A 21,937-nucleotide genomic window follows, 5' to 3' on the forward strand; every position below is an offset into this window, starting at 1 on the left:
TTTTAAAAAAAGGTGCTCAAAAAGCCAGAATAACTGACTTTTTTGAGCACCTTCTTTTTTATTATTCAATTTCAAAATCAACAATTAAGTAAGCGAGTATAACGACGAAGAAAATACTAACGGACGGCGCTGTTAATACGTGGCCGGACATAAAGCCGATTCCGATTGATAGTACAACGGTGCTAGCTAATAGCATATATTTCACAGTTAATATTTTCTTGAAGTTTGTCATGATACGAATGAATAATTTAATACCGAAGTATAGAAATGGTATTAAGTAAATAAGGAAACCGACGATTCCGAATGCAAAGAATAGGTCATGGAAATCCATTTCGATTAACTTAATTTTATCAGTATAGTTACCAGCATAGCCCATTCCGAATAGTTTTTGTGATAGTGGTGCGTCTTTATAGTATTGTTTGTATACTTTTAAAAATTTATCGCGATCACTGTAAATTAAACTTTTCATTTCAGAGTCTGTTAGTTCACCCTGCTCATGTTTTTCTTCTGTAATTACTTTTCCTTCTTTTCTATCCTTTTCTTCTTGTACTGATTTTTTGTATTCGTATATTTGCATGTGGATGCCCATATTTTTTGCGATAGGAGTATGTGGTGTAAGTACAATTAAACCTCCTAGTACAATAGCGGCAACAACTGTATTTACGAGATATGTGAATCCTGTTCCTTCTTTTTTGCGATGAATCATATATTCAATGAATGAGAATAAAAGTGCCACGCCAAGCGTTAGAACAATTGCACCATATCCTACTTTCGTTCCGACCATAATACTTGCATACATCGCAAGCATTGTTGGAATCCAGTAATAGATTTTCGAGAAAGAAGTTGTTTTATGAATCGAATAGAGCACTACGATTGGGAACATAATTGCAAAAATAGAACTTAAATCATTTCCAGCAAAGAACCAACCTCTTGAGCCAATCTTTGAGTGAGGGTAGCTTGGGAAATCTGTACCAGTTTGCATTGCAACAATCAGTGTGATGCTTAAAATTAAAGTTGCATATAAGAAATATGTAATGATTTTATGCAACGTATATTCTTTATTTTTCAACTCTTTAAAGACGATGATATATCCAAACAGTAGCACAATTGGATATATGCTCTTTAAAATAAATTTTACTTCTTCGCCAAATGAAACTGGAGATTTAATCATCATATTATTTGCAAGACCAATTGCTAGTACGATCCCGAGTAGGCATAAATAGAGAATGTACTTTTTCGCTCCAGGTTGTTCTCTATGAAGAAGTAGATAACCTAATGCAAGAAGCATAAAGGCGAAACGGACTACGATTCCAACTGTTGCGCTCATGTGTAATACATAGATTGAAAAAGACGTTAATAAATCTAAAATTGGTTGAAACACAATGAATAGCAATAGGAAATGCGGGAAGTAGTTATCCGTTTGTTTCAACTTATTAACCATATATTCCTCCATTTCTTCATTCCTTTAGTTCAATACCCAAGAGATGGGGATAAAAGCCTTATTTACATAATAAGGCGAATGAATTTCAATATTTATTTTTTTGCATCAAAATTAAGAATACACCATTTCATTGTAATGGTAAATAGATGAAAAATATTGATAAACCGACTTTAATTTCTATATTTTTTAACGAAATTGGATGTTTTATACGGAGATATATACAAATTACGAGAAAATTAGACAGAAAATTAAGAAAAAAAGAAGGATTTTTAATATGCTTTCTATAATTATATAAGTATAATCTTTAAGTGGAAAAGAGGGGTATATATAATGGAAGTAACAAGTAAAACAGAATCTGTTGTTGTGAAATATGAAGGGCGCGTAGCAACGGTTATGGTCAATCGCCCAGAGGTTTTAAATGCATTAGATGAACCAACGTTAAAAGAGTTATTACAAAAGTTGAAAGAAGTAGCGGAAAGCTCTGTTCACGTTGTTGTGTTATGCGGAAGTGGCCGTGGTTTTTCTGCGGGTGGAGATATTAAATCAATGCTTTCAAGTAATGATGAAAGTAAGTTTGAAGGCATCATGAATACAATTTCTGAAATCGTTGTGACGTTATATACGATGCCAAAGCTTGTTATTAGTGCAATTCACGGGCCAACTGCTGGACTTGGATTAAGTATTGCATTAACAGCTGATTATGTAATGGCAGATATATCATCAGTTATTGCGATGAATTTTATTGGAATCGCTTTAATTCCAGATGGTGGTGGCCATTTCTTCCTTCAAAAGCGCGTCGGTGAAAATATGACGAAGAAAATCATTTGGGAAGGGAAGAAATTATCAGCGACAGAAGCGCTAGATATCGGTTTAATTGATGAAGTAATCGGTGAGGATTTCCAAACGGCTGTGAAGCAAAAAATTAATGAATGGTTACAAAAACCAATCAAGGCGATGATTCAAACGAAACAAATTTTATGTGAAGTAAATCGTTCTAATTTAGAACAAACGCTTCAGCTCGAAAAGCGTGGTCAATATGCGATGAGGCAAACAGCGGACCATAAAGAAGGTATTGCTGCTTTTCTAGAAAAACGTTTACCAGCATTTAAAGGGGAATAAAGTGAAGCTGTAATCCGTGGGGATTTGTTTATCCCCCGCGGATTATTAGTTTTACTGCCCGTTAATTCGAGATAAAGGGAAGAAAGTGCTAACACATTTTAGTATAATTGTGTTAGCACTTTTTTTAGGAGTAATAAATGAAGAAAATTAGCGGTGTTATCGTTATGATTTTACTTGTATATTACACCATCTCTTGCGGTACGGACTGCATTATTCTTTGAAGGACATCCAACTGTTGCTTTCTCTGGTGAAGTGAAGAAAGAACGGGATGTGAAAAAAGAGTGGTTTTTCTATAAAGTGAAACTTTAATCAGTGGGGGTTTTGTTCATCCCCACTGATTTAGCCTTCACCAATCGGGTGTTATTAAAAATAGGAGGATAAGTGATGTCAACTTATAACAGGTTAGTAAGAGACCGTGTCCCGGAGAAAATCTTAATGTCTGGAAAAACATATACAGCACAAAAATTAACAGGACAAGCTTACATACAAGCGTTAGCGAAAATTGGTACAGAAGAAATTCGTGAATTTGCTTCGATGAAAGATCGTGAGCATGCGTTAGATTCACTTGCAGATGCACTTGAAGTTATTGTCTCATTAGCTGGTGCAGAAGGTGCAACAATTGAAGAGGTAGAGCGTATTCGTAAGCAGAAAGAAGAAGAGCGCGGCGGGTTTACAAGAGGGATTTATTTAATGGACGTTTCGGAAGAGTAATTTTATAGAAAAAGCACAGCGTTAATGCTGTGCTTTTTTGTCATTAAGATTAGGGTAAAGTGAATTTTATTACAATTTAGAAAATTAAACTATATTAGTAGAGGTTTTATAGTAAATTTTGTATACTGAATAGTAGAGAGAATGAGGAGGAAACGACAATGGCACATCATGCAAAAGAAACGATGGAATTAATTAAAGAGCTTGTCTCTATTCCAAGTCCATCTGGAAATACGGCGAAAATTATTAATTTTATTGAAAACTATGTAAGCGAGTGGAATGTAGAGACGAAGCGTAATAATAAAGGCGCTCTTATTTTAACGGTTAAAGGAAAGAATGATGAGCAGCATCGTTTATTAACTGCACACGTTGATACGTTAGGTGCAATGGTGAAAGAGATTAAGCCTGACGGTCGTCTTCGTCTATCTATGATTGGTGGATTTCGCTGGAACTCTGTAGAAGGGGAATATTGCGAAATTGAAACGTCAAGCGGTAAGGCGTATACAGGTACAATTTTAATGCATCAAACTTCTGTCCATGTGTACAAAGATGCAGGGGAAGCGAAGCGCGATGAGAAAAATATTGAAGTGCGTATTGATGAGCGTGTCTTTTCAGCAGATGCAGTACGTGAGTTAGGAATTGAAGTAGGAGACTTCGTTTCATTTGATCCACGCGTACAAATTACAGAGAGTGGATACATAAAATCACGTCATTTAGACGATAAAGTAAGTGTAGCAATTCTATTAAAACTAATTAAAAGATTGCAAGATGAAAAGGTAACATTACCATATACAACACATTTCTTAATTTCTAATAATGAAGAAATTGGATACGGTGGAAACTCAAATATCCCAGAGGAAACGGTAGAATATTTAGCAGTTGATATGGGAGCGTTAGGTGATGGACAAGCATCTGATGAATATACAGTATCCATTTGTGCGAAGGACTCTAGCGGTCCATACCATTACGCTTTACGTAAACATTTAGTTGAACTGGCGAAAGCGAACGCTATTGAATATAAAGTGGATATTTATCCATACTACGGATCAGATGCATCAGCTGCGATTCGCGCCGGATTTGATGTGAAACATGCGTTAATTGGAGCGGGTATTGATTCTTCTCACGCATTTGAGCGTACGCATGAAAGCTCGATTGCACATACGGAAGCGCTTGTTTATGCATATGTAATGTCTAATTTAATTGAAGAATAATTTCATAGCAAATAGAGAGGGCTGATTGAAAATATTATTTTTAATCAGCTTTTCATTAGCGCAAGTTTTTTATATTCATAAAGGAAAAGTACTCGAAGTGAAAATTGGCGAAGGTGACCTAGGTATTGCAGGAACTTGTTTTAAAGCTTTAGATAAAGGGAAGTTCCTTATAGGGAATTATGATAATGGAGAAGGAATATGGTATTTCTCGACTTTCCAAACAAATCTTGAGACGGGAAAAGCAGAAAGGATCGATCAGGTAAAGCTTTCTTTGGAGGAAGGGAATATATATTAAAGAAAATTTTAAATAATACATTAGGAAAAGCGATTAGAGTACTATGTACTAATCGCTTTTTTATATACATTCATTATCAGTTATATATATACGATTTTTGTTATGTGAAGGGAAAACGTATTTACTATAGATATATAATGTTATAAACTATGAAAGGATTAATTATTAGTTAATACTTTATAGTTAGTTTAATGGGAGAAATTGTATAAATATGAAGTTTCGAGAGGAGATTTATTTTTCATGAAGTACAAAGCAATAGCCGCAGGTATATTAGCAGCAAATTTACTAGCACATCCAATTAGTAGTTTAGCAGAAACGAAGAAATTTCCTGATGTTTCAGACGATGCGTGGTCGAAAGACGCGATTTATTATTTAGTAGAGAGAAATGTAATTAATGGTATGCCAGATGGTAACTTTATGCCACAAGGAAATTTAACACGTGCTCAGGCGGCAAAGATTATCGCAACAGCAATTGGCGTTAAAGTGGATCCAAACGCGAAGCCATCTTTTAATGATTCAAAAAATCATTGGGCAGCTCAATATATTGCAGCGATTGAAAAAAAGGATATTATTAAAGGCCGAGGACCGGGAGTATTTGATCCTGAAGGACAAGTAACTCGTGCTGAAATGGCGGCTATGCTTGTAAGGGCATATGAATTGAAAAGCCAAGTAACCGGAACAGCGCCTACAAAATTTGCTGATTTAGAAAATCATTGGGGTAAAGAAGAAGTAAATATTTTAGTAGAATTAAAACTTTCTTTAGGTACAGGTGACGGCTGGAAACCAGATAATTCTATTACACGTGAACAGGCAGCTCAGCTTACTGCTCAAACAGATAAATTTGGAAAGAATAGTAATCGTCCAGTAGAAACAAAGAAAATATATATGGATAGAAAATTCATTACATATCACGGACCATCATTAACATCTGGGATTAGTGCAAATCAGCATGATCCACAAATGGTTGAAGTAAAAGAAGAGCGAGATGGATGGATCAAAATTGCAACAAGTAACGGTGATAAATGGACACCTTTAGTAGAGAAAACAGAAGCTATTAAGGAAGGATTCACTACATATGCAGGGACTACCCATACTTTTAAAGTACTAGGTACATATGGAGCACAACAAGTAACTGTTATTGAAGAAAGCGGCAGCTGGATTCGCATCCGTACAACTAGTGGTTTCCAATGGGTTGATAAAAACCAATTGAACCCAGCGAAACAAGGGAACTTCTTAGAAGGAAAAGCGATTATTATTGATCCGGGGCATGGCGGGGTTGATCCAGGGCATTCTGGTGTGAAAATGGATGAAAGTGCTATCGTATTAGATACATCTTTACGCGTACAAAAACTATTTGAACAAAAGACACCATTTACTGTTTTATTAACACGTAATGATGATACACGTCCAGGAAATACCTCTGGTGAATCTTTGAAAAAACGTATAGAATTTGCGCAAGAAAATAAAGGTGATATTTTTGTGAGTGTTCATGCAAACGGGTTTAATGAACAAGTAGAAGGAACAGAAACGTTCTACTACAGATCAGCATCAAATCCAAATTCAGAAGAGAGCCGTGTACTAGCAGAAAAAGTACAAAAACGTTTAGTACAAGCACTTCAATCAAATGATAGAGGTGTAAAAACAGAAGACTTCTATGTAGTGAAATACAATACAATGCCTGCTATTTTAGCTGAACTAGGTTTCATCGATGCTAAAGGCGAAGGTGAAAAACTAGCTACTGAACAATGGAGACAACGTGCAGCAGAAGCAATTTATTCTGGTATTCTAGATTACTATGAATGGCAAGGTAACGATGTATCTTCTTATCGTTAATAATAGAAAAAATTATGGAAGAGATTGCCGAGAGGCAGTCTCTTTTTATTTATAAAACAAATTATAAAGGTTTCTCTTTATTTCGGGCATATGATATCATTTAATTTTATATGAAAAAGTATTTGAGTAATTTTGATCATAACAATTTTAAACGATAAAGGATGATAATAGATTGAGTAATCATAGTAAAACACCTGCATGTATATATACGTATGCATTTCGCGAAGAGGAGCGTGCTTTATGTTACTTGGAAATGCGCTCGTTCTTTGGAATGGAGTCTCACGTTAATATTTTAAAAAGTGAAGTCAAGATTGCTCCGAGTAGAAGTCCGTTTATTAAAGAGCGCGTCGAGGTTATGTATGAAGGGGACGACTTAGAAAGCATTTTAGAACAAGTGGAACAAATTGATTTAGCGGGAGCGACATTCAAAGTTATCTTCGTTAAAATCAATGATCTTGGTAAAGAAAATAAAATTGAATATGGAGAAAGACGCCTTATTGAACGAGACCTCGGTATGCATATTGAAGGAGAAGCGGATGTTCGTAATCCAGAGCGTGTATTCGGGATTGTTCCTCTTGGAGGACGCTGGTACTTCGGACACTATGTAGAAAGTGATCCGGTTTGGTATCATCACATAAAAAAACCGCATAGCTATTCGACATCATTGAGCACACGTGTTGCTAGAGCTGTCGCAAATATCGCTGTACCAAACCCAGAGGGAGTACGAGCGATTGACCCGTGCTGCGGAATTGGAACAGTAGTAGTAGAAGCACTTTCTATGGGAATTAACATCGTTGGTAGAGATATAAATCCACTTGTGGTTCTTGGAACGAGAAAAAACATCGCACATTTCGGGTTTGAAGGAACAGTAACAAAAGGACCGATTGAAGAACTGACTGAGAACTACGACGTTGCAATTATCGATATGCCGTACGATCTATTTACGCACGCAACGCCAGAAGATCAACTCTCAATTCTTTCAAGTGCGCGCCGCATTGCAAAAAAGGTAGTCGTTGTCACGATGGAAACAATGGACGACATGATCCATGAAGCAGGATTTGAAATTACAGATCGCTGTATCACAAGAAAAGGATCATTTTCTAGACAAATTCTTGTTTGTGAATAGGAAAGGTCACCCGTTTATTAAATTAATAAATTACAGGATAGTTAGTCCATTATGAGGCTGATTATCCTTTTTTATTTAACAACAAATACAAAAACTCCATTTTGAATAAAGATTGATCAAAATGGAGTTACTCTTTTTAGCTAAGTATGAGATTTTTATAAAAAAGTTTGATTATTTTACTGAGCCTTAATGAATAACATTTCAAGAATACCAATAAAAAGCATAATCAGTCATAACTGAAGAATCACCCAACTGATGTAACATAGCTGAAATATTCCCTCTATGATAGGTTCCGTGATTCACAACGTGTAAGACCATTTCAGATATACTTGTTTCTCTTAATCCTGCCCATGGATTATCCAACATTATTCTCTTTTCCATATCTTCCTGTCTGTTCAAAAAGGTTTTAAACCGGGATGTTAAAGTGTGAAATTCCGTTTCTAAGTCTTCAATGGGCAGTTTCTCAATCTTTTCTTGAATTTGAAATGAAGATTGCATTGCTTCATTCATACTCTGACCCTCAAGGGTATGAAGCCATCCATATTCCACCAAATAGAGATGAGATAAAACCTTTGAAACAGAAGAAAAGACACTTTTCATTTCCTTTTGATATTTCTCAGGAGAAAGTGTCTTAAGATGATCAATAATCCGTTGATTTGCCCATACATGATAGTTATATAGATTTTCTACATGATTTGCCATACAATCGCCTCCTTATCATCACGTTTTTTAATGTTCTTTATCAGAATGAATTATTCCTTTAAATATCATTACTTATTTGATGAGATCTTCAACTAAATGGCCCAATTGTTGAACAAAGGTCAAAGCAATCTTCAACTAACCTGCCCCGTTAGTTGAAGTACATTTCTTCACAATGTTTATTGTTAGATTAACATAAATATCCAACAAGAAAACATCAAACCTCTAAGAAATCTATAGAGGTTTGATGTTTTTAATCAATCTTTTTTACAAAGCTACACTTGTGACAAAAAAGCTTATTTTTTCATTTTGTGGTGATTCTGAATTCTTAAGTTGATGGGCATGCCTGTGTAGGTGATCTTTTTTGGGTTTGTATCAATGTGTGATTAGTTGGTAGTTTAGATGGGAGATTTGACGGGATTTGTTGAATAGACGATATATCTCGAGAGTTGTTTTGTTAGTAAATTACTCTTCTTTCGTCTTCTCTTGTTGTGCGATTAATAAATTGCGTAATACGTGTGCGCGGTAACTTTCTAGTTTTCGTCCTTCATGATAGCGAACACCTAATTTTTTTAGCTCAGCTACGTACCAGCCTTTCGTTCCGTAATACATGAGACCACTTCCTTTTTTCTTTTGAACAGTATATGTGCCTGGGTGAGAGAATTTTCTTTTTTTATTCATGAAATTTGCGGAGTTTAATATTGAATATTCAGTTTATTTTTATTATGATTAACTTATTATCGGATGACAGTGATTAGCCTCGCTGTAAGCCCAGATTTATGTTTGAAAATGAAGAGAGTAACTTCTTTCCACTTGAGCTTCTTTAGCAAAAGTACGAGCTATAAGGATAAGGGTAGTAAAATTCAATGCAAATGTGTACATTGTTTTTCTGGCTCTTAACATAGTAATGGAGGATGAAATATGCGTAAAGGGACTTTTTTTATGGCAGGGCATTCGAGACTTCCGAAAGGGATGGCTGTTCGCAGTATGTACGAGACACTAACAATTACAATTGAGGCAGATCATAAATATCATGTCATTATTGAAGCGTCATGTACGCTTGCGACAGAGCATGGTAGAGACTTCGTCGCTCAAATGTTGAGAGGACATAGTTTGCAAGATGGTATTGAGGAAATCGTTCAAGATATTACGGACCATTATCAAGGAAAAGCGCAAAATGCTATCGTCAGTGCGGTGAAAGATTTACATCGCCAATATGTAAGTTATTTAAATGATGAACAGCCCAGGGGAGAGTACGAGGAAACAACACCATAAAAACTATCTAGTTTACAACCATAAACGAGAGCCAGTTGTATTTCTTTTAAAGAGATATGACTGGCTTATTTTATTGAGGAGGCAAGAACTATGAAAAAGTTAAATGAAGTGTAAGTTGTAAAACAAGAGATGAAAAAAAGAGGGTGCGTAGAAAGTAAGGGGATTTTTAAAACGTATAAAGTATGTAGAGAAAATAATAAAAAACGAATTGACAGTTAGAATATTTTGAATTATTATTTAATTAATAAGATCCATACGAGAAATTAGCCTTCTCTATATTCGATCTTGCTTTCCTGTTTTACAAATATTTTCATACAAACTGTCTATTATTATTGTACTTTAAGAGATTAAAGAACACTCGTAATTATGAGCCAGTTGTACGTTTCTACGATTTTATGTCGTGGATGCGTATGACTGGCTTTTTCGATGTTAGGGCAGTAAGACCGAATCTCAGCATAAGAAGATAAGGATAACTGTCTGTAAAAAACGTCAATAAGTTCTTCATATTTAAATTAGGGAGGAATTGAAATGTCGATTATTACAGAACAAAGTACGAAGATGAAATTTGCAAAGAAATATGAGGGGTATGAAATTGCTCCTCATCCAGAGCATAAGCGTTTATACCATATTGTGTTAAATCAGCAATTGCTTAAGCAGTTTTTTAAAGAGGTAAAAGAGCATTCAGAGCAGTCATTACAATACATTCCTTATTCTCGGTTTAATCTTGCGGATGGAATGAGAAAGATTTTTGGGCAATCATTTATGGATAACATTCGCGGCATTGTTCATGACCGTGAAACGGGCGGATTTACAATTGGGGTACAAGGTGAAACGTCAGATCCAGCAGACTACGTGAAATTTGCAACAGCATTAACACATTTAATCGGGGAGCCAAACTTTGATGCAATGACAGGAACGTATTATGCTAGATTTAATGTGAAAGATACGGATAGTAGTGATTCTTACCTTCGTCAAGCGTACCGATTGTTTACACTTCATACAGACGGTACATTCGTTGATGAACCGACAGATTGGCTTCTTATGATGAAAATTGAAGAGCAAAATGCAGTAGGAGGAGAATCCCGTTTACTACATTTAGACGATTGGGAAGATCTTCATAAATTTAGAAATCATTCGCTCGCATCTGTTAAGGTTACGTATAAAGCACCACCAAGTAAAAATGCGCAAGAAATCGTCTATCGTGAAACATTTTTTGATGTGAATAACGCACCATGTATTTGCTTTATTGATCAGTTCGCTTATCCAGATAATATTGAACAAGCAAACTATCTGAAAGACTTATCATATTCTGTTGAAAACTCACCAGCAACGCATGCATTGAAATTACCAATTGGTGACTTAGTTCTTTTAAACAACTTATTTTGGATGCACGGAAGAGCTGCATTTGAGAAAAATAAAGATTTATATAGAGAACTAATGCGTCAACGTGGTTGTTTTTCTAAATAAGTTTGTATGGCGGGTCTTAAAAAAGGCCTGCCTTTCATCATATTAAGGGGGAAGTAGGATGTATGACTTTATAATTATTGGCGGAGGAATTGTGGGGCTTTCGACGGGAATGGCTTTAGCGAAAAAATTCCCTCGTGCGAAAATCGCGATCATTGAAAAAGAAAAGGAACTTGCACATCATCAAACTGGACATAATAGCGGAGTAATTCACTCTGGAATTTATTATAAACCAGGGAGTTATAAAGCGAAGTTTGCCAAAGAAGGAAACGCAGCTATGGTTCAATTTTGTAAAGAAAATGACATCGCTTATGACATGTGCGGAAAAGTAATTGTCGCTACAGAAAAGGACGAACTTCCTCTTTTACATAACTTATATGAAAGAGGCTTACAAAACGATTTACATATTCTAAAAATAGATAAGGAAGAATTAGCTGAAATTGAACCGCATGTAAAGGGACTTGGCGCAATCCGTGTTCCTTCTTGTGGGATTGCTGATTATAAAGGAGTAAGTTATGCATTTGCTCGCTTAATTCAAGAAAGCGGGGGAGAAGTACATTTAGGAACAGCCGCAGAGCGTATTACGGAGAAAAAAGACGCCGTAACAATTGAGACAAACAAAGGCACATTTAAAACGAAATTTCTCATTAACTGCGCCGGCTTACATAGTGATCGCATTGCGAAAAAGACAGGGATATTAACGGATATGAAAATTGTTCCGTTTCGTGGTGAATATTATGAACTTGTCCCAGAAAAACGCCATCTTGTAAAACATTTAATCTATCCAGTTCCAAATCCTGAATTTCCGTTTTTAGGTGTTCATTTCACAAGAATGATAAACGGAGACGTACATGCAGGACCGAATGCAGTAGTAAGCTTTAAGCGAGAAGGTTATACGAAAACGGACTTCGATATAAAAGACTTCATGGAAACAATGACATACACAGGCTTTTGGAAAATGGCGATGCCAAATATGAAAGAAGGCATAAAAGAAATGGTGCGCTCATTTAGTAAACAATCATTCCTAAAAAGCTTACAGCGCCTAATACCAGAACTTACAGAAAAAGATATCGTGCCAACTCATGCAGGTGTAAGGGCACAAGCCATTTTATCAAACGGAAATATGGTTGATGACTTTTGTATTATCCCTGGCATCAATTCTCTGCATATTTGTAATGCGCCATCTCCAGCGGCAACGGCTAGTATAAAGATTGGTGAGGAGATTGCTAAGCAAGTGCCGGATGTGGTGGCGGTTAGGGTTTGATGGGTCCCCTGAGGTTTTTGGGGGATTTTTTTAGGTTTGGATGCCCGGGTGTTCTCGGGTAGACCGGTTGTGGGATTGGTTGTAGGTTAACCGGTGTGAGAATGCGGAATTTGTCGGTAAGTCGATAAGTTGTGTCGAATCGCCGATATATTCGGAGTTGCGGTCGATATAATTAGATAATCGCTGATATATTTTTGCGGAGTGTGGGGTTGGTTGTAGCTTAATGGTCGCCAACTGTCTACTGTATAAAAAAGTAGACAGTAGTGTATGTTTTTTTGAAAAATGTATACAGATTTATCCCGCTATTTGTGGGTCTGGCTGCCCGTAAAAGTCCGATTGGTGTGGGCTAATAATCAGTGGGGGATGAAGCCCCCCACTGATTAAAGTTTCACTTTATACTCTATGCGTTGGCATGATACTTGCAATGAAAATAGTATTAACATATAGGGGAGAGATAGAAATGAAGGTTAGTAAAGTGTACACGACAATTGATGCTCACGTAGCTGGGGAACCACTTCGAATCATTACGGGCGGAGTGCCAGAGATAAAGGGAGAAACGCAATTAGAAAGACGCGCATACTGCATGGAACATTTGGATCATCTTCGCGAGGTTCTTATGTATGAACCGAGAGGACATCACGGAATGTACGGTTGTATCATTACTCCGCCTGCAAGTCCTCATGCTGATTTTGGCGTATTATTTATGCACAATGAAGGCTGGAGTACGATGTGTGGTCACGGAATTATCGCTGTTATTACAGTTGGAATTGAAACAGGTATGTTTGAAGTGACAGGTGAAAAACAAAAATTCATTATCGATAGCCCTGCTGGGGAAGTTATTGCGTACGCAACATTTAACGGGAGCGAAGTAGAGTCAGTATCATTTGAAAACGTTCCTTCGTTCGTATACAAAAAAGACGTTCCTATCAAAATAGATGACTATGAATTTCAAGTAGATATTGCGTTTGGCGGAGCATTCTACGCTGTAGTGGATAGTAAAGAGTTTGGTTTGAAAGTCGATTTTAAAGATTTAGCTGCAATTCAAACGTGGGGCGGTAAAATTAAACACTACATTGAAAGTCAAATGGAAGTAAAACATCCACTTGAAGAAGATTTAAAAGGAATATACGGAGTTATTTTCTCAGATGAACCGAAAGGAAAAGACGCTACTTTACGAAATGTAACGATCTTTGCTGATGGGCAAGTGGACCGTTCTCCTTGCGGTACAGGAACTTCCGCAAGAATCGCAACTCTTTTTGAAAAAGATGCGTTACAAAAAAGAGAGATGTTCATCCACGAATGCATTACTGACGGCCAATTTGAGGGAGAAGTATTGTCGGTAACAGCGGTAGATACATATGAAGCTGTCGTTCCGAAAGTAACGGGGAATGCATTTATTACAGGATTTCATCAGTTCGTTGTAGACCCGAGAGATGATTTGAATCGGGGATTTTTGTTAGAGTAGAAGGAGGAGGTGGAAAGATATGCTAGTCATAAGCGCGAACGAACAACGAAACTTAGTAAATATGAAGGAAGTCATTGAATACGCGGCGCTTGCTTTAAAAGAATTTTCAGCAGAAAGAACGATCACACCAATTCGCGGTTCATTACCATTTGCGAACGAGCAAAATACCGCATTAATTATGCCTTCAGTAGCGGAAGGACTCGAAGCGCTCGGTTTAAAAGTAGTAACGGTAGCTCCGCATAATAAAAAGATAGGAAAGAAAACGATAAACGGAATTGTTATGCTATCAGACTTTCAAACGGGAGAACCGCTTGCGCTTTTAGAAGGATCGTACTTAACGATGATTCGAACAGGCGCCTTATCAGGTGTAGCGACAAAACATTTAGCTCGTCATAACGCAAAAACTTTATGCATCATCGGCACCGGTGAACAGGCGAAAGGAATCGCTGAAGCTGTACTCGCTGTTAGGGGCATCGAAAAAATCAATTTATACAACCGAACAGAAGAAAAAGCGTATGCATTTGCGCAATATATACAAGAAAAATTCAGCAAACCAGCGTACGTCTACAGAGATCCAAATGAAGCAATAAGCGAAGCGGACATCATCGTCACAACAACGAATGCATCCACACCAGTCTTCTCAGAAAAACTACAAAAAGGCGTCCACATAAACGCCGTCGGTTCATTCAGACCGAGCATGCAAGAACTACCATCTCACGCCATCGCTAACGCAAACAAAGTAGTAGTCGAATCAAAAGAAGCAGCACTAGAAGAAACGGGTGACCTTCAAGTTCCTATAAAAGAAGGATTATTTGAAGCGAGCGACATCCACGCCGAACTTGGTCAGATTATAAGCGGAGAAAAAGCTGGTAGAGAGAATGATGAAGAGATTACTATTTTCAAATCAGTAGGTTTGGCGGTAGTGGATATTATCGTCGCGAAGTATTTGTATGAGAAAGCGGTGGAGTGTGGAGTGGGTACTATGATTCAGTTGTGAGAGACTGCCTTTTGGTGGTCTTTTTTTGGTGGGGTGTGGCGCCGCTTTGGGATTGGTTGCGGGCGAATTACAGATTTATTTTATTTAAAATGTATATATATAAATTACAAAAGGCGTTATATAATCTATAAGGATGAAAACGGTTTATGAAACAATTAAGAAAGGAGTATAAAGTATGGAGGAATGGATTGCAAGTCAGAAAGAAACCAACCATCATAAAATAGCGATAACATTATTTCCTATCATTTTATTTTTAGGATATATCCATCCAGGATTATTTGGTTTTGGACTATTTTTATTTTTTATTATTACATCATTTAAGTTATTGAAGAAAATGTTATTTTTCATGCTCATATTAGGCATAATAGCGGCAATTCTTCCGTTTTTAGCACCAATTATTTTTATTGTTATGCTCGTTCTCTTTTTTATGAGAATTCAGTTTGTGCTAAAAAATTGGAGGCCTTTCTTAGCTGGATTGCTTGTATATGGAATTGCGGCTATTTTATTAGCCAGAATGAGTTTCGATCCTACTAGTGCGTCTTTAGCCTACGATTCTTCACCTAGTAAAGTAATGGAGTCTATTATCGTTTCGGCGTTAGGCTTTATTGGTATAAGAGCAACGTTAATTTGGTTGTATGGACATAGTTATAGTAGTTATGCAGCTCTTGGAATTATGGGAAGTGTACCTCTTATTATTATTTCTTTCATTTTGCCATTTTTAAAAATGCATGTTGGTGGAGATGTGTATGTCGCAGAACCAGGAGTGGTTGATGGACACGCTGTGACAGGAGAAACAGTTGTACATTCTTCAGAGGCGCATATAGCTAAGGGAACGAATGTGCAACCATATGTAAGAACGGCGCCAGATGGAGACGTAACGAATAACTTATCGTATCACGGCCCCGATGCAAAGCCTGTGAATACAGAAATGGTAGCAGTGAAAGGCCATGTAAGAACGGCACCAGATGGAGACGTAACGAATAACTTATCGTATCATGGTCCGGATGCAAAGCCTGTGAATACAGAAATGGTAGCAGTGAAAGGCCATGTAAGAACAGTGCCAGATGGAGATGTAACGAATAACTTATCGTATCATGGTCCGGATGCAAAGCCGGTGAATACAGAAATGGTAGCAGTGAAAGGCCATGTAAGAACGGTGCCAGACGGAGATGTAACGAATAATTTATCGTATCACGGCTCAGATGCGGAATCGGTGAATGTAGAAGCGCACGACTATGCAAAAACTAGTTTGGATGGAGATACGGCTAAAGCTAAAGACTCTTCACAGTGGGGGAGCATGACCCCAGAACAGAAAGAAACCGCTTTGAATGCATTTAATGGAACATTAGTTGGACAAGGCATGATAGATAAATTGTTAAAACGTGTGAATCCAGACAAAGGGCGAAATCGTTTTTGCGGACATTGTGGTAAGGAAAGGTCTGGAAGAGAAAGGTTTTGTGTCGCATGTGGCAGTAATCTTGAAAATGATGAGCTAGCTCCAAAACAAGCGGATAGTAAAAAAGAAAAGGATTTCGTGTTGTTAGGCATTACGGGAGTAATCGGTGTAGCAGTTGCGCTGCTTACGGTGAAAATGTTATTTTTCTCAGGTGATGATAAAATCACAACTCCGGTGGAAACTAGCGAAAATATGGAAGCGCAAACTACACAACTAAGCACCGCATCATTAGCGGATATAGATGGTTATTGGGTAGATACAAGTGATCCTAGTTATGTAGGGATTAATGTAACTGGAGATAAAAAAGGCGAAATAACACTCTATAACGGTGAAAAAAACGTTACATACTTATTTAAAGAACAAAATATTGATGAGAAGAAAATTAGTTTACGCATTTATGAGGTGAAATCTAATTTAGAAACATTCACACCATTTAATGTTCAGGTGAATGTAGTAGATGACGAGGAGATTGAGTTAATAAGACTAGGGCATCAAGAAGAAAACCTCTCGCTAAAACGAATGACGAAAGAAGAGTTTATGAACAATTATGAGCCTGTTGATGAGAAAAAAACGTATACAGGACAAAATGATAAACGTGAACAATCTAATCGCACGAAAACAACGATACCATTCACACAGGTAGAAGGTGACTGGATCAATACTACCGGTGGGGATGGCATAACTTTTGTATTAAGTGAAGGAGATAAAAGCGGTGAATTAATTATCGCAAAGGAACAGCCAGGCGGCCGTCTTCCACAACATAAATTCTATATAAGCTCTGAACCGAAGAGTGGGGATAATACATATATCATCTCGGTCAAACAAAACTCAGGTGAATACAAAAAAGTAGAGTTAACGTTGGCGGAAGATCGATTACGAATGAAGGTGGATGGGCAGGAGAGTGTTTATCGGAGAGGATAGAAACGGTTTTGTCTCAAAAGGTGTAAATTAGTTTTTACTATAATATATAAGAGAATCGTTTTTTTATTTAATTTTGTTGTGGTGACTCTTATATGTACAACGAAATTTAAAAGGCATTACGAGGAGAAGTCGAAATAGACGAAGGACTGTAAGAATGGTTAGGGAAATTTGATTTAGAAGATGTTAATGATATGTTGGAACACGTAAATTCTGTGCGGACATCAAATCATTAATTCAATTGGCGTATGAAAAAAGCTGCACCTCTAATAATTAGAGGTGCAGCTTTTTTACCATTCCCGCCATTCTTCTGTTATATCTTCTTCGGATTCTAAGCCAGCTATTCGTGCTGCCGCATCGATAAATTCATAGAGATCTTCTCTTTCCATTGTTTCGATAAAATGGTCATGTTCGATATTTAGTTCATTTAGTTTAATAACTACCTCTTTAACAACTTGCATTACTTCGACTTCGGTTGGAGTCTCGCCTAATTGCTCTAGATGGTTAATGTAAGTGTCAAGAACCTTATTTGTTGCACTTATATTTTCTTCAGTGAAAAATTCCCCATCTTCATCATGCTCAACCCATGGGGTTGTTGGTTTGTTTTTTTTCAATTCATCAAACGTCATGATAACCTCCTAAAAATGTTTTTTTATCTTTAATCCCATTCTACATTTTCAATTATATATAACAACCATTTCAGAGAAACTTTCTGTAGGCTGCTAGTTTTTCAACGCATTTTACGAGGCCACCTATTCGTGGTCTTTTTATTTTACCCCCCCGCATAAATATATTTTATCGCAAGAATTCATTAATAGATTTCAAACTGTCTATCTTTGCGAAAAAGTTTGACAATACATACGGGTAGTGGTAATTTAAAACCTATAAGAAAACTCGGTATTAATTCCGAGTTTTCTTATAGGTGTAAATAGTCGAGAGGGGTCGAAATATGAAGAAGAAGTTGTTTGCATTACCATTTGTCCTACTATTACTTATTGCATTAGCGGCTTGCTCAGGGGAGAAAGATTCTTCGAAGCAAGCAGGAACTAGTACGTCAGGGACTCCGAAAGATGGAGGAACGTTAACAGTTGGTGTTAGTGATAATCCCGATACGATGAATCCGCTTTATGCGAATGATCGTGTGTCATTGACGATACAGCAAGCTTTATATGCACCGCTGTATCATATGGAAGACGGTAAGAAAAAGTTTGTTCTCGCTGAGAGCTTTACGCCTTCAGAAGATCAATTAACATGGACTTTAAAACTAAAGGATAATTTGAAATGGCATGATGGTAAGAAAATTACATCAGACGATATAGTATTTACATTCCAATCTATTTTAGATGAGAAGCAAAATAGTTCAAGCCGTGAAAACTTTATTTTTAAAGGAAAGCCGCTTGAGGTGAAAAAAGTGGATGAGCTAACGACTCAATTTGTATTACCGCAAGTAAGTGCATCTTTCGAAGGGGTTATGAATGATTTCTTCCCAATTCCGAAACATGTATTTGAAGGTGAAGCGGATTTAGTGAAGAGTAAGAAAAACCTACAACCTGTAGGATCAGGTCCATTTAAATTAAAAGAGTTTAAATCAGATGAATATGTTGCGCTAGAGCGATTCGATGATTATTTTGCTGGTAAAGCGAAATTAGATTCTATCGTGTACCGTGTTGTAAAAGACCGTAATACAGCAAACGTTTCACTACAAAATGGTCAAATTAATATGAAGATGATTGAGCCGCAAGACTTTAAGAAATTAGATAGCACTGGGAACTTCTCAATGGTCACATTCCCTGAAGGTAGATTATTCTACTTAGCTTATAACTTTAATACAGACCTTATGAAGAAAAAAGAAGTGCGCCAAGCAATTGCGCATGCATTAGATAAGAAAGAAATGATTAACTCAGCGTTCGTTTCTAGTCAATTTGCAGAACCGGCAAATTCAATCTTAACACCAGACGCTATGTATTATGCGAAAGATATTAAAGAGTATAAGTATGATCAAAAAGAAGCGAAAGATTTATTAGCAAAAGCTGGTGTGAAAGATAAAGAAAAAATCCGCGTTATGTATGTAACGAATAATAAAATCATGGAAAGTCTAGCACTTTATACACAGCAAAAATTACAAGAAGTTGGCTTACAAGTTGAACTGAATGCATTAGATGCTAGTGCAGCAAGTGAAAAAGGCTTAGATAAAGAGAATAAAGAATATGACATTACATTCGGTGGTTACATAATGGGACCAGAGCCAGATTCATATAAGAGCCTGTACTTAAGTAATGCGGAATACAATTATGCACGTTATAAAAATGCTGACTTCGATAAGTTATGGGAAGAAGCTGCGGTTGAAACAGATAAAACAAAACGCGCAGAGCTATACCACAAAATCCAAGATACAGCTAGAGAAGACTTACCTTATCTTCCAATCGCATATCCGAAAGCAGTTATTGCAGTAGATAAAAAGTTTGATGGATTAAAAGAAGCAAAAGCAATTCCAGTTACAATGTTTGAAGATCTATCGAAGATTTATGAAGTGAAATAAGAAACTGTAAAGAAGCTGGTGAAAATCAGCTTCTTTATCCCGCTTTAATGGGCAGTAAGACTCCCACCTCAAAATCCGGCGAATGCGAGGAAGTTAGGCGGGAGTAGGGCTGATTAAAGTTTCACTTTATCCCGCATTAACGGGCAGTAAGACTCCCACCTCGAAAGTCAACTGAGGCAAAGAAGTGAGGTGGGAGATCAACTGCCTGTAAATGCCCGATTGGTTCAACTAATAATCAGTGGGGATGGACAAAACCCCCACTGATTAAAGTTTCACTTTATCTTGAGGGGGGAAGTTTGTGTATAAAGTAATTGCAAAGAGGCTTTTAAATGCGATTCCGCTTTTATTTGTTATTTCTATTATTTCTTTTCTATTAATAAAACTAGCGCCGGGCGATCCTGTTCGAAACTTTGTAACGCCGAATATGAGTCCGATTGATGTCGAGCGTATTCGCAAAAGTTTAGGACTAGATCAGCCGATTTACGTGCAATATTTTTTATGGTTAAAAAATATTTTAACAGGGAATTTTGGATACTCACTTCAAAACCATCGTCCTGTTTTAGAACTTATTACAGAAAGATTACCCGCAACAATTGGGTTAATGGGATCATCTTTACTCGTCTCATTTGTAATCGCAATACCGCTTGGATTATTTACAGGTGTGAAAAAGAACTCGTTCTTTGACCGCATTGTGAACTTCATCTCCTATGTGGGAATCTCAATGCCAGTCTTTTGGTTCGCGTTACTATTAATCTACTTATTCTCTTTAAAGTTGAACATGCTTCCGAGTATGGGTATGCGCACAGTCGGTCAAGATTCCTTCTGGGATATTGTCCAGCACGGTATTTTACCTTGCATGGTGCTAGCGTTCCAAAACATCTCTGTCTATATGAGATATATTCGCTCAAGTACCATCCAGCAATTAGAGGAAGATTACGTACAAATTCAATATGCGTACGGTGCTTCACAGAAAACAGTTTTATTTAATCACGTACTTCGAAACGTATTAATACCGATCATTACAATTTTCGGATTATCCATTCCAAGTTTAGTAGGCGGAGCGTTCATTACGGAAACAGTATTCTCATGGCCGGGACTTGGTTCACTCGGGGTAAATGCTATTTTTAGATTTGATTATCCAATTATTATGGCAATCACATTATTATCATCGTTCATGTTAATTCTCGGTAATTTAATTGCTGATATTTTATATGGCGTAGTAGATCCGCGCATTCGAATGAGGGGGTGATTTGGAATGAACAATAGGAGATTTCAAACGATAAAAAATAGTTTTACAAAAAATAAGTTTGTAGTAATGGGAGTTATTATACTGGGTGTTTTAACAATCGCGTCTCTTTTCGCATTCGTATCACCGTACGATCCTAGTAAAATGTCGATTCCAGATCGTTTACAAGAACCGAGTATGAGTCATCCGTTCGGCACGGATGATTACGGAAGGGATTATTTAACGAGAGCGTTATATGGCGGACGAGTTTCCCTTGCGGTTGGTTTTCTAGCGATGGTTGTTTCCATTACAATCGGGACCGCAGTAGGAACAATTAGCGGATATTTTGGCGGAAAGTTAGACAACTTCTTAATGCGAATTGTTGAAGTTCTTATGTCGATTCCATCATTCTTTTTAATGCTACTATTAAATGCTTATTTAAAACCAGGAATTACAACGCTTGTTCTTATCATCGGACTATTAACGTGGATGGATACCGCGCGTATCGTAAGGGCAGAAACGTTATCTGTGAAAGAGCGTGAGTACGTTTTATATGCAAAAGTATCTGGACAAAAATCATTGATGATTATTGTAAGACACATCATTCCTAACATTTTATCGACCATTATAATCGCAGCGACATTAACAATTGCGACATCGATTTTAATGGAATCATCACTTAGCTTCTTAGGATTAGGTATTAGAGAACCAGATTCTTCTTGGGGCAGCATGCTAAATAATGCGCAAGGATACATAGGTGAAGCTTGGTATTTAACACTCTTCCCAGGGTTCCTTATTCTATTAACTGTACTAAGTTTTAACGTAATCGGTGAAGCGTTGAAAAAAGCTTTCGCACCAAAAGGGGCTCATCATGAGAACTAATGTTTTAAGTGAGGGGGAGT

Annotated in this window: 19 protein-coding genes and 1 pseudogene; 16 read left to right on the top strand and 4 right to left on the bottom strand. The window is 37.0% G+C overall.

Annotated features, from left to right (window positions below; all coding sequences use genetic code 11):
- Positions 1-61: 61 nt before the first annotated feature.
- Positions 62-1,441 (bottom strand): O-antigen ligase family protein, encoded by a 1,380-nt coding sequence (locus NSQ08_RS03005; RefSeq protein WP_340771365.1) that lies wholly within the window; start codon positions 1,439-1,441, stop codon positions 62-64.
- 330 nt (positions 1,442-1,771) lie between these two features.
- Here NSQ08_RS03005 and NSQ08_RS03010 point away from each other — a divergent pair, with 330 nt between their 5' ends.
- The 7 genes and pseudogenes from NSQ08_RS03010 to NSQ08_RS03040 all read left to right on the top strand — a co-directional run bounded on the left by NSQ08_RS03010 (position 1,772) and on the right by NSQ08_RS03040 (position 7,733).
- The gene (locus NSQ08_RS03010) at positions 1,772-2,560 is read left to right on the top strand and encodes an enoyl-CoA hydratase (protein ID WP_002010905.1); all 789 of its coding nucleotides are present in this window, start codon (positions 1,772-1,774) and stop codon (positions 2,558-2,560) included.
- Positions 2,561-2,734: 174 nt separating this feature from the next.
- The gene (locus tag NSQ08_RS03015; RefSeq protein WP_340780275.1) at positions 2,735-2,869 is read left to right on the top strand and encodes a hypothetical protein; all 135 of its coding nucleotides are present in this window, start codon (positions 2,735-2,737) and stop codon (positions 2,867-2,869) included.
- Positions 2,870-2,944: 75 nt separating this feature from the next.
- Positions 2,945-3,271 carry a nucleoside triphosphate pyrophosphohydrolase gene (locus tag NSQ08_RS03020; protein WP_340771370.1) on the top strand — a complete coding sequence of 109 codons (327 nt, stop codon included), beginning with the start codon at positions 2,945-2,947 and terminating at the stop codon, positions 3,269-3,271.
- Between the two features lie 158 nt (positions 3,272-3,429).
- On the top strand, positions 3,430-4,479 hold the full coding sequence (locus NSQ08_RS03025) for a M42 family metallopeptidase (protein ID WP_340771373.1): 1,050 nt from the start codon (positions 3,430-3,432) through the stop codon (positions 4,477-4,479).
- A gap of 58 nt (positions 4,480-4,537) precedes the next feature.
- Positions 4,538-4,790: pseudogene (locus NSQ08_RS03030) on the top strand (hypothetical protein); the annotation flags it as partial.
- A 224-nt stretch (positions 4,791-5,014) separates the two neighbouring features.
- The gene (locus tag NSQ08_RS03035) at positions 5,015-6,607 is read left to right on the top strand and encodes an N-acetylmuramoyl-L-alanine amidase (protein WP_340771378.1); all 1,593 of its coding nucleotides are present in this window, start codon (positions 5,015-5,017) and stop codon (positions 6,605-6,607) included.
- 172 nt (positions 6,608-6,779) lie between these two features.
- Entirely contained in the window at positions 6,780-7,733 is a 954-nt protein-coding gene (locus NSQ08_RS03040) for a TRM11 family SAM-dependent methyltransferase (protein ID WP_078422021.1), read from the top strand.
- Positions 7,734-7,934: 201 nt separating this feature from the next.
- Here NSQ08_RS03040 and NSQ08_RS03045 read toward each other — a convergent pair whose 3' ends face one another.
- Both NSQ08_RS03045 and NSQ08_RS03050 read right to left on the bottom strand, forming a co-directional pair.
- Positions 7,935-8,435: a DinB family protein gene (locus tag NSQ08_RS03045; RefSeq protein ID WP_001273686.1), complete on the bottom strand. Its 501-nt coding sequence runs from the start codon at positions 8,433-8,435 to the stop codon at positions 7,935-7,937.
- Positions 8,436-8,897: 462 nt separating this feature from the next.
- Positions 8,898-9,113 (bottom strand): YflJ family protein, encoded by a 216-nt coding sequence (locus NSQ08_RS03050; RefSeq protein WP_159146282.1) that lies wholly within the window; start codon positions 9,111-9,113, stop codon positions 8,898-8,900.
- A gap of 240 nt (positions 9,114-9,353) precedes the next feature.
- On the opposite strand from NSQ08_RS03050, the gene NSQ08_RS03055 reads away from it, so the two are divergent.
- The 6 genes from NSQ08_RS03055 (at position 9,354) to NSQ08_RS03080 (ending at position 17,274) form a co-directional block, all read left to right on the top strand.
- The gene (locus tag NSQ08_RS03055) at positions 9,354-9,707 is read left to right on the top strand and encodes a DUF3870 domain-containing protein (protein ID WP_001225455.1); all 354 of its coding nucleotides are present in this window, start codon (positions 9,354-9,356) and stop codon (positions 9,705-9,707) included.
- 528 nt (positions 9,708-10,235) lie between these two features.
- Positions 10,236-11,174: a glutarate dioxygenase GlaH gene (gene glaH, locus NSQ08_RS03060; RefSeq protein ID WP_340771393.1), complete on the top strand. Its 939-nt coding sequence runs from the start codon at positions 10,236-10,238 to the stop codon at positions 11,172-11,174.
- Positions 11,175-11,232: 58 nt separating this feature from the next.
- The gene (lhgO, locus tag NSQ08_RS03065; RefSeq protein ID WP_340771398.1) at positions 11,233-12,435 is read left to right on the top strand and encodes an L-2-hydroxyglutarate oxidase; all 1,203 of its coding nucleotides are present in this window, start codon (positions 11,233-11,235) and stop codon (positions 12,433-12,435) included.
- Positions 12,436-12,847: 412 nt separating this feature from the next.
- A complete protein-coding gene (locus NSQ08_RS03070; protein WP_340771401.1) occupies positions 12,848-13,900 on the top strand; it encodes a proline racemase family protein in 1,053 nt (350 codons plus the stop codon).
- 19 nt (positions 13,901-13,919) lie between these two features.
- Positions 13,920-14,897: an ornithine cyclodeaminase family protein gene (locus NSQ08_RS03075; RefSeq protein ID WP_340771404.1), complete on the top strand. Its 978-nt coding sequence runs from the start codon at positions 13,920-13,922 to the stop codon at positions 14,895-14,897.
- 175 nt (positions 14,898-15,072) lie between these two features.
- Positions 15,073-17,274 carry a hypothetical protein gene (locus tag NSQ08_RS03080; RefSeq protein WP_340771408.1) on the top strand — a complete coding sequence of 734 codons (2,202 nt, stop codon included), beginning with the start codon at positions 15,073-15,075 and terminating at the stop codon, positions 17,272-17,274.
- A 287-nt stretch (positions 17,275-17,561) separates the two neighbouring features.
- Here the strand turns inward: NSQ08_RS03080 and NSQ08_RS03085 are convergent, their stop codons facing one another.
- Positions 17,562-17,900 (bottom strand): hypothetical protein, encoded by a 339-nt coding sequence (locus NSQ08_RS03085; protein WP_002030071.1) that lies wholly within the window; start codon positions 17,898-17,900, stop codon positions 17,562-17,564.
- Between the two features lie 320 nt (positions 17,901-18,220).
- Here NSQ08_RS03085 and NSQ08_RS03090 point away from each other — a divergent pair, with 320 nt between their 5' ends.
- From NSQ08_RS03090 to NSQ08_RS03100, 3 genes are all read left to right on the top strand, one after another.
- Complete coding sequence (locus tag NSQ08_RS03090; RefSeq protein WP_340771412.1) at positions 18,221-19,810, top strand: ABC transporter substrate-binding protein; 1,590 nt, start codon at positions 18,221-18,223, stop codon at positions 19,808-19,810.
- Positions 19,811-20,108: 298 nt separating this feature from the next.
- Positions 20,109-21,059: an ABC transporter permease gene (locus tag NSQ08_RS03095; RefSeq protein WP_002035186.1), complete on the top strand. Its 951-nt coding sequence runs from the start codon at positions 20,109-20,111 to the stop codon at positions 21,057-21,059.
- 6 nt (positions 21,060-21,065) lie between these two features.
- Complete coding sequence (locus NSQ08_RS03100) at positions 21,066-21,917, top strand: ABC transporter permease (protein ID WP_002035185.1); 852 nt, start codon at positions 21,066-21,068, stop codon at positions 21,915-21,917.
- Positions 21,918-21,937 lie beyond the last annotated feature (20 nt).

The sequence above is a fragment of the Bacillus sp. FSL E2-8887 genome, from assembly GCF_038007205.1.
GTDB classification, from domain to species: Bacteria; Bacillota; Bacilli; order Bacillales; family Bacillaceae_G; genus Bacillus_A; species Bacillus_A mycoides.

What these genes read in the sequence shown, in the direction of transcription:
- NSQ08_RS03005 (WP_340771365.1), bottom strand. Translation starts at nt 1,441, where the DNA reads ATGGTTAATAAGTTGAAACAAACGGATAACTACTTCCCGCATTTCCTA.
- NSQ08_RS03010 (WP_002010905.1), top strand. Translation starts at nt 1,772, where the DNA reads ATGGAAGTAACAAGTAAAACAGAATCTGTTGTTGTGAAATATGAAGGG.
- NSQ08_RS03020 (WP_340771370.1), top strand. Translation starts at nt 2,945, where the DNA reads ATGTCAACTTATAACAGGTTAGTAAGAGACCGTGTCCCGGAGAAAATC.
- NSQ08_RS03025 (WP_340771373.1), top strand. Translation starts at nt 3,430, where the DNA reads ATGGCACATCATGCAAAAGAAACGATGGAATTAATTAAAGAGCTTGTC.
- NSQ08_RS03035 (WP_340771378.1), top strand. Translation starts at nt 5,015, where the DNA reads ATGAAGTACAAAGCAATAGCCGCAGGTATATTAGCAGCAAATTTACTA.
- NSQ08_RS03045 (WP_001273686.1), bottom strand. Translation starts at nt 8,435, where the DNA reads ATGGCAAATCATGTAGAAAATCTATATAACTATCATGTATGGGCAAAT.
- NSQ08_RS03050 (WP_159146282.1), bottom strand. Translation starts at nt 9,113, where the DNA reads ATGAATAAAAAAAGAAAATTCTCTCACCCAGGCACATATACTGTTCAA.
- NSQ08_RS03055 (WP_001225455.1), top strand. Translation starts at nt 9,354, where the DNA reads ATGCGTAAAGGGACTTTTTTTATGGCAGGGCATTCGAGACTTCCGAAA.
- glaH (WP_340771393.1), top strand. Translation starts at nt 10,236, where the DNA reads ATGTCGATTATTACAGAACAAAGTACGAAGATGAAATTTGCAAAGAAA.
- lhgO (WP_340771398.1), top strand. Translation starts at nt 11,233, where the DNA reads ATGTATGACTTTATAATTATTGGCGGAGGAATTGTGGGGCTTTCGACG.
- NSQ08_RS03070 (WP_340771401.1), top strand. Translation starts at nt 12,848, where the DNA reads ATGATACTTGCAATGAAAATAGTATTAACATATAGGGGAGAGATAGAA.
- NSQ08_RS03075 (WP_340771404.1), top strand. Translation starts at nt 13,920, where the DNA reads ATGCTAGTCATAAGCGCGAACGAACAACGAAACTTAGTAAATATGAAG.
- NSQ08_RS03080 (WP_340771408.1), top strand. Translation starts at nt 15,073, where the DNA reads ATGGAGGAATGGATTGCAAGTCAGAAAGAAACCAACCATCATAAAATA.
- NSQ08_RS03085 (WP_002030071.1), bottom strand. Translation starts at nt 17,900, where the DNA reads ATGACGTTTGATGAATTGAAAAAAAACAAACCAACAACCCCATGGGTT.
- NSQ08_RS03090 (WP_340771412.1), top strand. Translation starts at nt 18,221, where the DNA reads ATGAAGAAGAAGTTGTTTGCATTACCATTTGTCCTACTATTACTTATT.
- NSQ08_RS03100 (WP_002035185.1), top strand. Translation starts at nt 21,066, where the DNA reads ATGAACAATAGGAGATTTCAAACGATAAAAAATAGTTTTACAAAAAAT.